We start from the raw sequence: 13,337 nt of genomic DNA on the forward strand, positions 1-13,337 counted from the left end.
GTGGCCCGGCCGTCAGGCCGAATTCTCCGCGAGGCCGTCAGGCCGAATTCTCCGCGAGCCATTTGCGGGCGCGCGTCGGCGAGGCGCGGGACAGCCAGGCGTCCTGGACGACCTCGGTCAGTTCCTGAATCGTCAATTCCCCCACCCGGGAAGTACGCAGCAGCACCGAGAGATGCCCGTCGAAATGCTTCGTCGTGAAGAACGGCGAATCCGGATCCTGCACGAGCGCGAGCTTGTCCGATTCGGACGGCACCCAGAAGACCACGACATCCGGATACTTCTCCCCGGACTCCGGATCGACCGCATCCGGTCGCGGCGTGCGGAAGAAGACGAAGGATTTACCGCCCACCTGATAGACGGGATTCTCCGCGGACCCCTCCACGACGGTCACGTGCGGCATACCCTGGGCCAGCTCGTGAATGTCCGCCGCCCGGGCCCGGCGTATTCTGCTCGACACGCGGTCGAGTGTATCGCCGCCCACAGTCGAGCACGCCACGACCAGGCATTATGTCGAGCAGCTGGCAGGCAATGCGACAGATCACATAGGTTGTAGCGTATGGCACGGCGGGTCAATGGAAACCTCCCTGAAGAGGTGACTTCATTCGTGGGCCGCCGCGAGGAAATGGCCACCGCCAAGCGGCTGCTGCCCACCACCCGAGTGCTGACCCTGCTCGGACCGGGCGGGATGGGCAAGACCCGGCTCTCCCGGCAGATCGGCCAGCTCGTCTCGCGCGCCTTCCCCGACGGCATCTGGCTCGTCGAACTCGCCGACCTGCAGGACCCCAGCCTGGTGACGCTCACCGTGGCCGAAGCCCTGAACCTGCGCGACGAATCGACCGCGCCGCTCCCCCGGCTCACCGAATTCCTCTCCGACAAGCGGCTACTGCTGATCCTGGACAACTGCGAGCACCTCATCGAGGCGTGCGCGGCCCTGGTCGGCCGGATCATCGCCACCACGCCGGACGTGCGTGTGCTGGCTACCAGCCGCGAAGTGCTCGGCATCCCCGGCGAACAGGTCATGCCGGTACCGCCGCTGGCCGTGCCGCAGGACGCCGAGGACGGCGACGCGCTGCAGCTCTTCGTGGAACGCGCCGGCGCCGCCAATCCCGGATTCCGGGCCACCCCCGCCAATCGCGCGGTGCTGGCCGAGATCTGCCGCCGGCTCGAAGGTATGCCGCTCGCACTGGAATTGGCGGCGCTGCGGCTGCGCATGTTCACCCCGGAACAGATCCTGGACCGGCTCGACGACACCATGGGCCTGCTCAGCGCCGGACCGCGCACCGCCCCCGAACGGCAGCAGACCATCGAGGGCGCCATCCGCTGGAGCTACGACCTGTGCACGCCCGCGGAACAGCTGCTCTGGGAACAGCTTTCGGTCTTCGCCGGCGGCTACGACATCGATGCCGCCGAGGCCGTCTGCGAACTCGGCCCCGCCTCGCTCATGGAGGCGCTCACCGGACTGGTCGACAAGTCGGTCGTCATGCTGCGCTTCGACGGTATGGTGGCGCGCTACTCCATGCTCGAACCCATCCGCCAGTTCGCCGCCGACCGGCTCGCCGAACGCGGTGCGGCACAAGCGGTCCGGGCCCGCCACCGCGGGTACTACCGGCAGCTGGCCATGCGCGGGCAGACCGCCTACTGGACCGACGAGGACGTCGCCTGGTTCCGCGATCTGAGCCGCGAGCACGCGAACCTGCGCGCCGCCCTGCGCTCGGGACTGGCGGACGAGCCACTGCCCACGCTGGCGACGGTGACGGTGCTGCGCCCGTTCTGGGAGCACAATCGCTTCCTGTCCGAGGGCTTCCGCTGGCTCACCGAGGCGCTGGACCACAATCCGGAGGCCACGCCGGAACGCGCCAAGGCCTTGTCCTCGGCGGCCTCGCTGGCGGCGCTGCTGGGTGATCGCGCGTCGGCCGCGAGGCTGGTCAGTGAATGCCTGGAACTCGCTGCGGCACTGGACGATAAAGACATCATGGCCGAGGTGGCGCTGGACCGGTCGCTGCTGGCCTTCGCCGACGACGATCGCGAGCACTCCCTCGAACTGGGACGCACCGCCATCGCGCTGGCCGCCGCCGATGGTCAGCACGCCATCGAAATGGACAGCCACGCCTTCTCCTTCATGGCGGCCATGGTGCTGGAGGCCCCCGGCCGCACCGAACTGGCCGAACGCTTCCTGGAGCTCACCACCGACAGCGGGTCACACCTGCTCGGCGGGCTGGCGTTGTGGACGGTCGGCATCGACCACTGGCGGCGCGGCGAACTCGACGAGGCCGCCGAATTCCACAGTCGCGCAATCGAACAGCTGGCCTTGTTCGAACGGTGCATCTGGCTGTCCTCCGCCTTCGAGGGACTGGCCTGGACGGTATCGGCCCGCGGCAACTTCGAACGCGCGGCGCGGCTGCTCGGCGCGGCGGAAAGCTTGCAGCGCAGCACCATTCGGCTGGCGCACACCATCACCGCGGCGGTCGGCGAGAAGGAACGCCGCAAGGTCCGGGAAGCCCTCGGCGAGGACGCTTTCCGCGCCGCCTTCGGTGCGGGCGCGAACCTGCCGCTGGAAGAAGCCATCGACTACGCACTGGGCCGCACCCCGCCCGAGCCGGAACCGATCGCGGTACCGGCCCCGTTCAAACGCGTCGCGCGATCGGCCACCGCGACGCTCACCGAGACCAGCCTGCTCACCCGGCGCCAGCGGGATGTGGCCCGGCTGGTGGCGGCCGGGCACAGCAACAAGCGGATCGCGGCCGAACTGGTGATCTCCGTCCGCACCGCGGAAACCCATGTCGAGCACATTCTCACCAAGCTCGGCCTGACGTCCCGCACGCAGCTGGCCGCGTGGGTGCACGAACACGAGCTGTGAGGCTATAGGCCGGTCACGCCGTCGATGCGCTCGCGCAGCAGATCGGCGTGCCCGTTGTGGCGCGCGTATTCCTCGATCATGTGGAGATAGATCCAGCGCAGCGAGAGTTCCTTGCCGCTGCGTGGATGCGTGAACGTCTGCTCGAGCGGCAGATCGGCTACGACCTTGGCGCACAAGGCGATTTCCTCGCGATAGCGGTCGAGATCGTGCTCCGCCGCGAGCGCCAGGACATCGTCGAAGTCGCCGTCGAGATTGTCGTCGGCGCAGTAGGCGTAGGGCACGCGCTCCCCGCCCGCGGTTTGACGGAACCAGCCGCGTTCCACTTCGGTCATGTGCCGGATCAAGCCGAGCAGTGACATCGAGGAGGGCTCGGCGCTGCGGATGGCCAGCTGGATTCCATTGAGGCCCTGGCATTTCAGCAGCAGGGTCCCGCGCTGGTGTTCGAGAAAGGAGTCGAGCATGGCACGCTCGTCACCGACGACGAGCTGCCGGGTGCGGTCGATTTCCGGTGCGATCCACGTCATCACCGGAATCTACCGCCACCCGGCAGCAGGTTTCGAGCGGTTTACAGGCCGTGCTGCAGGAAGTCGATCACCGCACGCTCGAAGGCGTCCTTGCGTTCGATCTGCACCCAGTGCCCGCAGCGCGCGAAGGTGCGCAGATCGGCATTGGGCAGCTGCCGCGCCGGGAACAGCGCGCCCTCGACCGGGGTGACGCGGTCGTCGCGGCCCCACAGCATGAGAACCTCGTGCCGCAGACCTTTGAGCCGCGCCCACAGCGGGAGCGGTTCGGCGAACTTCGGGTTGTAGAAGGTGGCGTACGCATCCTGAATGGCCGCAATGGCTTTCGGATCCGAGGCCGCTTGCAGCCGCGTCTCGATGAGCTCCGGGGTGAGTGTCGCCTCGTTGAAGACCATCGAGCGCAGGAAGCCGAGCGCGTTCTGCTCGGTCGGATCGACATTGAACTGCATGAGCCGCCGAATGCCTTCGGACGGTTCGGGTCCCAGAATATTGACGCCAACCCCGCCGGGAGCCATGAGCACCAGTTTGTCGGCGCGTCCCGGATGGTCCAGCGCGGTCATGGTCGCCACCGCGCCGCCCATGGAATTGCCGAGCAGGTGCGCCTTCTCGATGCCCAGCTCGTCGAGCATGCCGATCACGGCGTCCGAGGCGATGCGCAGATAGTTCTGCTCGTACACCTCCGGCCGGCCGCTCTCGCCGAAGCCGGGCTGATCCAGGACCAGGCAGCGGAAATGCTGTGCCAGTACTTCCAGATTGCCGCCGAAGTTGGCCCAGCCGGACACACCCGCGCCCGAGCCGTGCAGCAGTACCAGCGGTGCGCCCGCGCCGGCCTCGTGATAGCGGAGTTTGTGGCCGCCGACCGTGACCCAGCGGGTGGTGTTCTCGAGGGTGTAGGTCATCAGAGCATCCGATCCTCGACCTCGAGGCCCATGGCGCCCTTGCCGAACATGGCCAGTGCGCGTTCCACGTCATTGATGACGTGCACACTGCCCGCGTGGGCGTCGCGCCAGTTGCGCTCGATGATGTTGGGGCGGCGGATGGCGTGGCCGCCGGAGTTCTTGAACAGCAGGTCGATGGCCTCCAGCGCGCGCTCGGTGCCGCGCACCTGATCGCGGCGGGTGGCCAGGCGCAGCGCGAACGGAATCTCCTCGCCCGCCTGGGCGTAGCGCAGCTGCTCGCTCATATTGCGCTCCATCTGCAGCACCGCGGCGTCGATTTCCGAAGCGGCGCGGGCGATCCGGACCTGGGCGAAGGGATCCTCCGACACCTTCTGGCCACCGTACGACAGCCGCACGCGTTCGCGCTGCCGTTCGATGTGCGCGTCGTAGGCGCCCTGGGCGGCGCCGATGATCGGCGCGGTGATGGTGTTGGAGAACAGCGCGCCGAACGAGATCTTGTACAGCGGTGCGGTATTCACCTCCTGGCCCGGGCCGATCAGGTTGGACTGATCGGTGGCCGAGTAGGCGCGGTGCGCGGGCACGAACGCCTGCTCGATCACGATGTCGTTGGAGCCGGTGCCGGACAGGCCGGACACGTTCCAGGTGTCCTCGATCCGGTAATCGGTGCGCGGCACCAGCACCGTGTAGTAGTCCATGCCCGTGGCGGTCGGCACCAGCGCGCCGAGGAACACCCACTGGGCGTGGTCGCAGCCGGAGGAGAAGGCCCAGCGGCCCGACATCTCGTAGCCGCCCTCGACCGGGGTGAGCTTGCCGGTCGGCGCGTACGAGGACGACACCAGGGTGTCGGGGTTCGCGGACCACACGTCCTGCTGCGCCCGATCCTCGAACAGGGCCAGCTGCCACGGGTGCGCGCCCAGCACCGAGGACACCCACGCCGTCGACGGGCATACGGTCCCGATGGTGCGGATCACCTCGTAGAAGGCGACCGGCGACTCCTCCAGACCGCCGAAGCGCGCGGGCTGCAGCATGCGGAAGACACCGGCCTCGGTCAGTTCGGCGATGCTGGCGTCGGGGACCCGCCGCTGCTCCTCGGCCTGGACCGCCCGTTCCCGGATCGCGGGCAGCAGATCGCGAACCCGATCGAGCACCTTGTTCGTCATGCGGCTGATTCCTCCTCGTGCGTGCGTCTTGCTGTCGACGCTATGAGCAGGAGGCATATGTCAGCCGGAAAAGTCCCGGTCAACGGAACTTCACGTTCCGTCAGAAGAAGGCACGGCCCCCTGCTGCTGGTGCAGCAGGGGGCCGCGAACACTGCTGGCGAGCAGGCTACTTGTGCGTGTACTCCCAGTCGATGTCCTCGTCGAGGGCCACGCGGATGCGTTCGGTCAGGTCGGGGGTGAGGTCCGGCGGCTGGGCGACGTCCTCCCACGCGTCGAGGACCTGGGTGCCGTATTTGTGACCATGACCGGCCGGAACCCCTTGGGCGTGTGCGAGATCCGCACTCACCTGCCAGAAGGTGACGATGGGCCACCAGCGGATGGACTTCGAGACGTCGGAGCCGCGCGGTTCCTGCAGCCAATCCGGTTGCGTGAACAGCAGATCCGGCGACCACCACACGATGGGGTCGGAGGCGTGCTGCAGGTACACGATGCGCGGTGAGGTCCAGGGCCGCGGCGGGTTCTTCAGATCCTCGGGCTTGCCGCCGAAGCGGACGATCAGCCCGTCGGCATAGATGGGCAGGATCTCCGGAGTGCCCGGATCGCGCCGCTGTTCGAGCTGACTCCAGATGCGGTTGGAGTTCGGCGGTCCCACCCACAGCACGCCGTCCACCATGCTGCGAATGTCGTCGAGGCCGTTGAACGCGCCCTCGGAACCCTGCGAGCCGAGACTCTCGCCGTACACGAGCAGCTTCGGCCGATGCTCCGGCGGCAGTTGCGCCCAGCGCGCATGCACGGTGTGCACCAGCAGTTTTCCGGCCTCGGTGGCCTTGGCCTTGTCCGAGAGGAAGGACAGCACGCTGGGCAGGTACGAATACTGCGTCGCGGCAATGGCGGTATCGCCGCCGTACATGAATTCCAGGGCCTCGGCGGTGGTGGAGTCGACCCAGCCGGTGCCGGTGGTGGTGACCACGGCCAGCACCTTGCGATCCCAGGCGTGCGTCCGATCCAGTTCGTCCACGATCACATTGGCGATGTCCTGCGGCGTCTTCGCGGTCTGCAGGCCCGCGTACACCCGGATCGGTTCGCGCGCAGGCTTTCCGGTGACCTGCGTGATACGCGCGGCGGTCGGCACGTACGAGACGAACCAGCGGCCCTCCGAGCCGAGCGTCTTCCACGGCGCCAGCGAATCCGGGCTACCGGATCGCTCCGGCAACTGCGGCTGCAGCGCCGCCGCCGAGGTGTGACCGTTGCGCGCGCTGAACGCCGAATTCGCTACGGAGAAGAAGGCTCTCGCCAGCACGCCCTGCACCAGCAGTACACACAGCACCAGTACCAATGCGATCCCGGCGGGCAGGGCGAAGCGCCGCGGAATCTTCAGATCGAGGCTCAGTACCCGCACGATCCGCAGCACCAGCCAGCGCAGCGCGCGGAAGACCCCGATGACGAATGCCAGCGTCGCCGCCGCGAGCAGTTCGGTGCGCAGATAACTGGAGGTGGTGGTCGGCTGCATCCCCATCAGGACTTCCAGATCCTGCTGCCAGCGCGCCGACCGCGCCAGCATCACCGCCGCGCCCACGATCACGCCGATGATGATCACCAGTTTGCTCACGTCCCGCGTGGTCCGCGAGGGGCGCCACAGACTGCTCAGCACCCCCGCCTCCGCGGGCAGCCTGGGCAGTACCCACTTCCCGACCGCCCACCCGATCACGCACCCCACGCCGTACCCGATGGCCGCGCTCACGCCACTCACCAGTCCCTGGAACAACCAGGTGCGCGGCAGCAACGACGGCGACACCGACCACGCGAAGAACACGGCCGCCACCAGCACGCCGGGATAGTTCGGCTTGATGGCCTCCTCGCCCGCCAGCAGCGCCCGCCACACCCGCCGTAAGACGCCCGCGACGGCACCGACCGGTGCCGGCTCGGCCGCCTTCCCACCCTCGGCCACCGGTGCCGCGTCGGCTGCCTTCCCACCCTCGGCCACCGGCTCCGATGCGACCGTCGGCCCAGGCTCGATCGCCTGCTCCGGGGAAACCGGCTCCTCGGGGGCGACCGGCTGCTCGGACTCTGCCGTGGCCGACGGCCGGTCCGGGGGCTCGGGCGGCTCGGTGGCCGAGGGGTGGGGTGGTTCGACAGTCATAGGGCTGAGTCTTCCGCACGAGGCACCGGGGCCGCTCGGTTCGACACGCGGCACGACACGCGAAGACGGCGGACAACCCGGTTTCCCGGGGCACGAGGGGTCGGGGCAGTGGTGGTCGGGGCACAGGATTTGCCGGATACGACCGGACCGCCCGCTCCCATAACGTCGTCGCCCGATGGGAATCAGCGGTGGTGCAGGGGGAATAAGCGACATGGTAGGACAATCGGTGGCCGAGGCAGTGCGCGCGGATGACGCCCGCGAGCCCGGCCCCGGGCGGCGGGAGCCGGACCCGCGATGGCATCCGGTGCTACGCGTGCTCTTCCGGTTCGCCTTCGTCTTCGTTGGTATCGGCATGGCGGCGACGTATCTGGCGCCGGTGCTGCTGGTCGCCATCCGGGTGCCGCGCGAATCGGTCGCCGTGGTGGCGAAGTGGCTGGCCCTGCACCCGCTCACCGACTGGGTGGGGCGCGAATTCTTCGGCGTGCGGGTCGATTACCGGGAGACCGGCAGCGGTGACACTGCCGCACACTGGATTTCGGTGTTCACCTGGCTGCTGGTCGCGATCGTGGTCACCGTCGTCTGGTCGGGGATCGATCGCCGGCGCGCCTACCCGCGGTTGTACGCGTGGTTCCGGCTGCTGCTGCGCGCCACCCTGATCGCCGGCTTCCTGCTCTACGGCATGATCAAGATCCTGCCCTCGCAGATGTCGTTCAACCTGGAACGCCTGGTCGAGCCGTTCGGGGATATGAGCCCCATGGCGGTGCTGTGGGCGCAGAGCGGCCTCTCGCAACCGTACGAGATGGCCTTGGGCGCAGCGGAAGTCACCGCCGCCCTGCTGCTGATCCTGCCGTTCACCGCGGGCCTCGGCGCGGTGCTGACATTCATCGTGGCCATGCAGGTGTTCCTGCTGAACCTCACCTTCGATGTCCCGGTGAAGCTCTTCTCCGGCCAGTTGTTCCTGTACGCGGCGATCCTGGCCGCCCCCGACATCCTGCGCATCGTGCGCACGCTGCTCGGCCACGCCGTCCCGGCCCGCACCCGCGAGCCGCTGCTCACCTCCGCGCGCGGCCTCCGGATCCTGCTGATCGCCCAAGTGATCTTCGGCCTTTTGATGGTCTACGACACGATCGATCAGGGCTACGACGCCTGGCACACCTGGGGCAGCGCCCGCCCCCACTCACCGCTCTACGGCATCTGGAACGTCACCGAATACGCCGTCGACGGAACGGAACTACCGCCCCTGGTCGACTTCGACACCGCCACACCGGACAATGCCGCGATCGGCCGGCAACGCTTCCGCCGCATCCTCTTCGACACCCCGGACGTGGTCACCGCCCAGCGCATGAACGACTCACTGCTGAGCATCCCGGCCCACATCGACACCACCGCCCACACCATCCGCCTCTCGGGCGACCTGGCCCAGCACTGGACCATCGCCACCCTCAATTACGAACAGCCGCAACCGGATCGCCTGACCCTGACCGGCCAGCTCGCCGGCCGCCCGGTCCACATGCAACTGGATCGAGTCGACCTCGACACCTATCCGGTCGTCTCCCGCGGCTTCCACTGGGTACAGGCCGTCCCCTACCTCCGATAACTCAACGCCTACGGGCGGCGGCGGTGCCCGCGCGGCGGCCGAAGAAGGTGCCGTCGCCCAGTGAGGTGCCGCTGATGTAGCCGAAGCCGTGCAGGCCGTTGGCTGCTCGGCCTGCGGCGAAGAGACCGGGGATCGGTCGTCCGTCGAAATTCAGGACGTGGCCGTCGAGGTCGGTGTGCAGGCCGCCGAGGGTGAAGACCGATGCGCCGGTACCGCGGCGGTCACCGGCTTCGGATGGTGGACGGATTCCGGCCTTCACATCGATGGCGGCGTAGGGTGGTTCGAGGGTGCGGAGCCAGCGGGCGGACTTGTGATGGTCGAGATCCGTTCCCTGCGCGGCGAATTCGTTGTAGCGGTGAATGGTGCCGGTGAGCGAGCCGGTGGGCAGGCCGGTGAGTTGTTCCAGTTCCGCCGGAGTCTCGGCGACGTGGGTGGGTCGTACGCCCCAGCGCTGGGGTTCGGGGACATCCTCGAAGCCGGTCTCGTCGACGATCACCCATATCGCGGTGTCGCCGCCCGCCCAGCTGCCGCCCGTGTTCTGCCGGAACAATGCCGACTGTCCGATGCGGCCGGGGTAGGTGTCCTCGTTGATGAAGCGGCGGCCGAGGGCGTTCACCACCATGCCGCGGGCGGCCAGGCCGGGGATGAGGGACATGCCGACCTGGCCCGATGCCATGTGGCGGACCGCCGCGCCCGCCGCCTGCGCCATGCGGATGCCGCTGCCGTCGTCGGTGCCGGCGCTGACCTTGGTGTGGCCGAGCAGCTGGGGAGCGTGGTCGGCGAGCATGTCGTCGTTGTCGACGAAGCCGCCGGTGGTGAGGACGACGCCGCGGCGGGCGCGGATCAGGATCTCCTTACCGTATTGCCGCGCAACGACTCCCGCCACGGACCCGTCGCCCGCGACGATCAGCGTCGTGGCGTAGGTATCGAACATGGCGGTGGCGCCGGCGGATTCGGCCGCGCCGGACAGGCATTCCATCAGTAGCTTGCCGCCGAAGTCCTTGGCGGTAGGCCGATGCCCGCGGGGTGCGGGTCGCGCCGATTCGGTGAAGGGCCAGCTGTTCTCGCCCAGCCACATGAGCCCGTCGTCGGTGGGCGGCACCCAGGTGGGCGCGTCCCACATGGTCGGTTTGAACGGCACGCCGCGATCGGCCAGCCAGTGGAAGTGCTCCACGCTGCCCGCGCAGTATTCGTCGATTTTGGCTGTGTCCGCGCCGATTCCGAGGGCCGCGGTCAGGAACGCCGCCATGGCTTCGGGGCTGTCCTCGTAGCCGCAGGCGCGCTGAATCGGTGTTCCGCCACCGAGATAGATCTCCCCGCCCGACATGGCCGAGGCCCCGCCGGGCCCGCCCGCCCGGTCCAGCACCAGCACCGCGGCGCCCGCGTGCGCGGCCTCGAAGGCGGCGGACGCGCCCGCGGCCCCGTAGCCGACGACCAGCACATCGGTCTCGATGTCGTACCGGTCCACCGTGTCCGCCGCCCGGGGCGCCACCGAATTCCGCACTGTCATGACATCGACATTCCCGGTCTACGGGCGAGTACCTAGCGCAGCATCTTGCTCAATGATTCTCGGATCCCGTTGACCGGGACTGCGGCGGAGCCGGTCGCTCGCCACTGGGGATGGTGTGTGAACGGCGTCACTGTGGTTGGGGTCGCCGGCATGAGGAGGAGAGTCAATGCGGATTCTGGTCACCGGAGTCACCGAACCGAGTGGACGTGCCGTCGCGCGCATGCTGCTGGCGGCCGGCCACGAGGTGGCGGGCGTGGACCGGCAGCGGCACCGATACGTCGACCCACGCGTCGAGGTGACGGTCGGCGACCTGTCCGATGCGCGGGTCTGCGCGCGGGCCGTGGCCGGTGCGGATGCCGTCGTGCATCTGGCCGGCAGCGCCGTCGCCGGAATCGCCAGGGCCGCAGCGGATGCGGGCACGCGCCTGGTGGTTCCCGTTGCGGTGGGCCAGGGTTCGAGTATCGAGCAGATCGTGTCCGGCAGCGGCGTGGACGCGCTGATCGTGCGCACGCCCGTCGTGGGCGGCCGCCGCATCGACGGTGACAGCTGGCGCACGCTGGAGAGCCTGGCCGGTGCGCACGGCAGCACCGCGCTGCAGGTGCTGCACTACGACGACCTGGAGCGATTCCTGGTGCTGGCCGCGCTCTCCCAGCGCAGCGGCACCATCGGCCTGGCCGCGCCGGGCTCGGTGTCCGGCGACGACGTGCGCCGCATCCTGAAGGACGCGGGCATCAAATACGCTGCGTGGCTGCACAAGTCGCCCGCCACGCTCGCGACCGTGGACACCGCCGCCGCCCGCGAGGAGTGGGGCTTCCGCTACGGCTGGACCGCGCAGGAGGTGGTCGCCGATATCGCACGCGGCCTGCCCGGCCGCAAGGCCGACGGCTCCGGCTTCCGCACCCGCGCCGGCGCCATCCCGCTGCCCACCCACCTGGTGCCGCAGAACGCGCTCACCTCCGACGGTCACGCGCTGAAATCCGGTGCGCCCGAAGGCCTGCAGGGCGAATTCGACGATCTGGTGGACGAGCGCATCCCGGTGTTCACCGCCACCAATACCTCCGAGGCGCTGCCCGGCCCGCTCACCCCGCTCACCATCGATCTGCAGGCCGGCGCCATCCGGCTGGGCAACGAGGCCATGGGCCATATGATCGCGCTCGAGGGCATCGCCTTGGAGCACTGGGTTTCCCGCGTCACCTCGGTGCTGGGCCACAGCTTCTACATCAATGCCTCGATCGGCGTGCTGGCCGCGGAGAACATGCCCGGCTGGGACGAGGAGACCATCCGCAAGGACGTCTACGGCTCCATCCCGCCCGAGGTGCCGTTGCAGCCCAAGGGCCGCCCGCCCATGCCGGAGGGTCTCGCGGGCCGGCTCGGCACCTTCAAGGCCACCGGCCGGGTCGCGGCCACGGCGCTGAGCTACCGCAAGACCGCCGAGCTCATCAATGCCGCCTCACATGCGGAAGCGCTGACCCGCGACCGGATCTCCGAACTCACCGACGAGCAGCTGCACGCACGCGCACTGCTGTGGCGGGACCGCCTCAACCAGGGCTGGCAGGCCGCCTCCATCGGCGTCATGCTGACCGGCGCGGCCGCGGCCACCCACAAGGGCGAGGTGAAGATCGACCTGAACCGCCTGGAATCGGCCAAACCCATGCTCGCCGTGGAGCGGCTGGCGGCCCTGTGCCGCAAGGATTCCGAGCTCCAACGGGTCGCCAAGGCCGGGGATGTGAAGGCGGCCCGCGCGGCCTCCCCCGAATTCTCGCAGGCCCTCGACGAGGAGCTGGCCAAGGTCGGCCACCGCGGCCCGGGTGAGTGCGAGCTCATCAACGCCACCTTCGGCGACCGGCCGGAACTGCTGGTGACCGCCGCCGCCCGCGCCGCGGAAATGCCCGCCCCGCACCGGGAACCGGTGCCGGAACCGGGCAGCCGCACCGCCAAGATGGCCGTCGGCGCGACCGTCTACCGCGAGCGCGCCCGCGACGCGGTCGTACGCATCACCAACTGCCTGCGCCTGGCCACCCAGGAGCGGGCCGCCCGCCTGGTGAAGGCGGGCAAGCTCACCGAGATCGAGGATTCCGCCTTCCTCACCCTCGACGAGATCCTCTGGGCGCCCGCCGATCTCACCGATCGCGTGGCCCGCCGCCGGGCGGAACGCACCCGCCTGCAGGGCATCCGCATGCCGGACCTGGTGGTCGACGCCTGGGAGCCCGAGGAGGTCTCCGGCGCGATCGCGGTGGGCGACACCATCACCGGCCTGGGCGTCAGCCCCGGCGTGGTCGAGGGCACCGTCAAACGGGTGCTGACCATCGACGACGATATCGAGCCCGGCGACATCCTGGTCGCCTCGGTGACCGATACCGGCCACACCGCCATGTTCGCCTACGCGGGCGCGGTGGTCACCGATATCGGTGGCGCGGCCTCGCACGCCGCCATCGTGGCGCGTGAGTTCGGCGTCCCCTGCGTGGTCGACACCAAGACCGCGAGCACCGGCCTGGCCGACGGCCAGCGCGTCCGGGTGGACGGCGCCACGGGCGTCATCACCTTGCTCGCCGACGTGGAATAGCAAGAGCTTCACGGCAATCGCCGCGGCGGCACGTGACCGGGTGCCGCCGCGCGATGGGTCGTGCGCAGAACCCGGACCGGAGACCCATTG

9 protein-coding genes are annotated in these 13,337 nt (G+C 69.1%); 3 read left to right on the forward strand and 6 right to left on the reverse strand.

The features are described from left to right. Positions 1 to 37 precede the first annotated feature (37 nt). The gene (locus ACH438_RS10290; RefSeq protein ID WP_397003740.1) at positions 38 to 400 is read right to left on the reverse strand and encodes a hypothetical protein; all 363 of its coding nucleotides are present in this window, start codon (positions 398 to 400) and stop codon (positions 38 to 40) included. Positions 401 to 592: 192 nt separating this feature from the next. Here ACH438_RS10290 and ACH438_RS10295 point away from each other — a divergent pair, with 192 nt between their 5' ends. Continuing rightward, positions 593 to 2,857 carry a LuxR C-terminal-related transcriptional regulator gene (locus ACH438_RS10295; RefSeq protein ID WP_397003401.1) on the forward strand — a complete coding sequence of 755 codons (2,265 nt, stop codon included), beginning with the start codon at positions 593 to 595 and terminating at the stop codon, positions 2,855 to 2,857. 2 nt (positions 2,858 to 2,859) lie between these two features. Here ACH438_RS10295 and ACH438_RS10300 read toward each other — a convergent pair whose 3' ends face one another. From ACH438_RS10300 to ACH438_RS10315, 4 genes are all read right to left on the reverse strand, one after another. Beyond that, positions 2,860 to 3,381 carry a DinB family protein gene (locus ACH438_RS10300; protein ID WP_397003403.1) on the reverse strand — a complete coding sequence of 174 codons (522 nt, stop codon included), beginning with the start codon at positions 3,379 to 3,381 and terminating at the stop codon, positions 2,860 to 2,862. A 41-nt stretch (positions 3,382 to 3,422) separates the two neighbouring features. Then, on the reverse strand, positions 3,423 to 4,277 hold the full coding sequence (locus tag ACH438_RS10305; RefSeq protein WP_397003405.1) for an alpha/beta fold hydrolase: 855 nt from the start codon (positions 4,275 to 4,277) through the stop codon (positions 3,423 to 3,425). After that, positions 4,277 to 5,437 carry a 3-hydroxy-9,10-secoandrosta-1,3,5(10)-triene-9,17-dione monooxygenase oxygenase subunit gene (gene hsaA / locus ACH438_RS10310; protein WP_397003407.1) on the reverse strand — a complete coding sequence of 387 codons (1,161 nt, stop codon included), beginning with the start codon at positions 5,435 to 5,437 and terminating at the stop codon, positions 4,277 to 4,279. Before hsaA ends, ACH438_RS10305 begins: the two co-directional genes overlap by 1 nt. A 166-nt stretch (positions 5,438 to 5,603) precedes the next feature. Then, entirely contained in the window at positions 5,604 to 7,577 is a 1,974-nt protein-coding gene (locus tag ACH438_RS10315; RefSeq protein WP_397003409.1) for an alpha/beta-hydrolase family protein, read from the reverse strand. Positions 7,578 to 7,803: 226 nt separating this feature from the next. On the opposite strand from ACH438_RS10315, the gene ACH438_RS10320 reads away from it, so the two are divergent. Further along, on the forward strand, positions 7,804 to 9,174 hold the full coding sequence (locus ACH438_RS10320; protein ID WP_397003411.1) for a DoxX family protein: 1,371 nt from the start codon (positions 7,804 to 7,806) through the stop codon (positions 9,172 to 9,174). A gap of 1 nt (position 9,175) precedes the next feature. Here the strand turns inward: ACH438_RS10320 and ACH438_RS10325 are convergent, their stop codons facing one another. Beyond that, positions 9,176 to 10,684: an FAD-dependent oxidoreductase gene (locus tag ACH438_RS10325; RefSeq protein WP_397003413.1), complete on the reverse strand. Its 1,509-nt coding sequence runs from the start codon at positions 10,682 to 10,684 to the stop codon at positions 9,176 to 9,178. Positions 10,685 to 10,850: 166 nt separating this feature from the next. Between ACH438_RS10325 and ACH438_RS10330 the strand changes: the two genes are divergently transcribed. Further along, positions 10,851 to 13,247, forward strand: coding sequence for a PEP-utilizing enzyme (locus tag ACH438_RS10330; protein ID WP_397003415.1), 2,397 nt, complete (start codon positions 10,851 to 10,853; stop codon positions 13,245 to 13,247). Positions 13,248 to 13,337: the final 90 nt, after the last annotated feature.

It is taken from the genome of Nocardia sp. NPDC020380 (genome assembly GCF_044386975.1).
Classification (GTDB): domain Bacteria; phylum Actinomycetota; class Actinomycetes; order Mycobacteriales; family Mycobacteriaceae; genus Nocardia.

Coding starts and splice junctions, on each gene's coding strand:
- ACH438_RS10290 (WP_397003740.1), bottom strand. CDS start 400: ATGCCGCACGTGACCGTCGTGGAGGGGTCCGCGGAGAATCCCGTCTAT.
- ACH438_RS10300 (WP_397003403.1), bottom strand. CDS start 3,381: ATGACGTGGATCGCACCGGAAATCGACCGCACCCGGCAGCTCGTCGTC.
- ACH438_RS10305 (WP_397003405.1), bottom strand. CDS start 4,277: ATGACCTACACCCTCGAGAACACCACCCGCTGGGTCACGGTCGGCGGC.
- hsaA (WP_397003407.1), bottom strand. CDS start 5,437: ATGACGAACAAGGTGCTCGATCGGGTTCGCGATCTGCTGCCCGCGATC.
- ACH438_RS10315 (WP_397003409.1), bottom strand. CDS start 7,577: ATGACTGTCGAACCACCCCACCCCTCGGCCACCGAGCCGCCCGAGCCC.
- ACH438_RS10325 (WP_397003413.1), bottom strand. CDS start 10,684: ATGACAGTGCGGAATTCGGTGGCGCCCCGGGCGGCGGACACGGTGGAC.
- ACH438_RS10330 (WP_397003415.1), top strand. CDS start 10,851: ATGCGGATTCTGGTCACCGGAGTCACCGAACCGAGTGGACGTGCCGTC.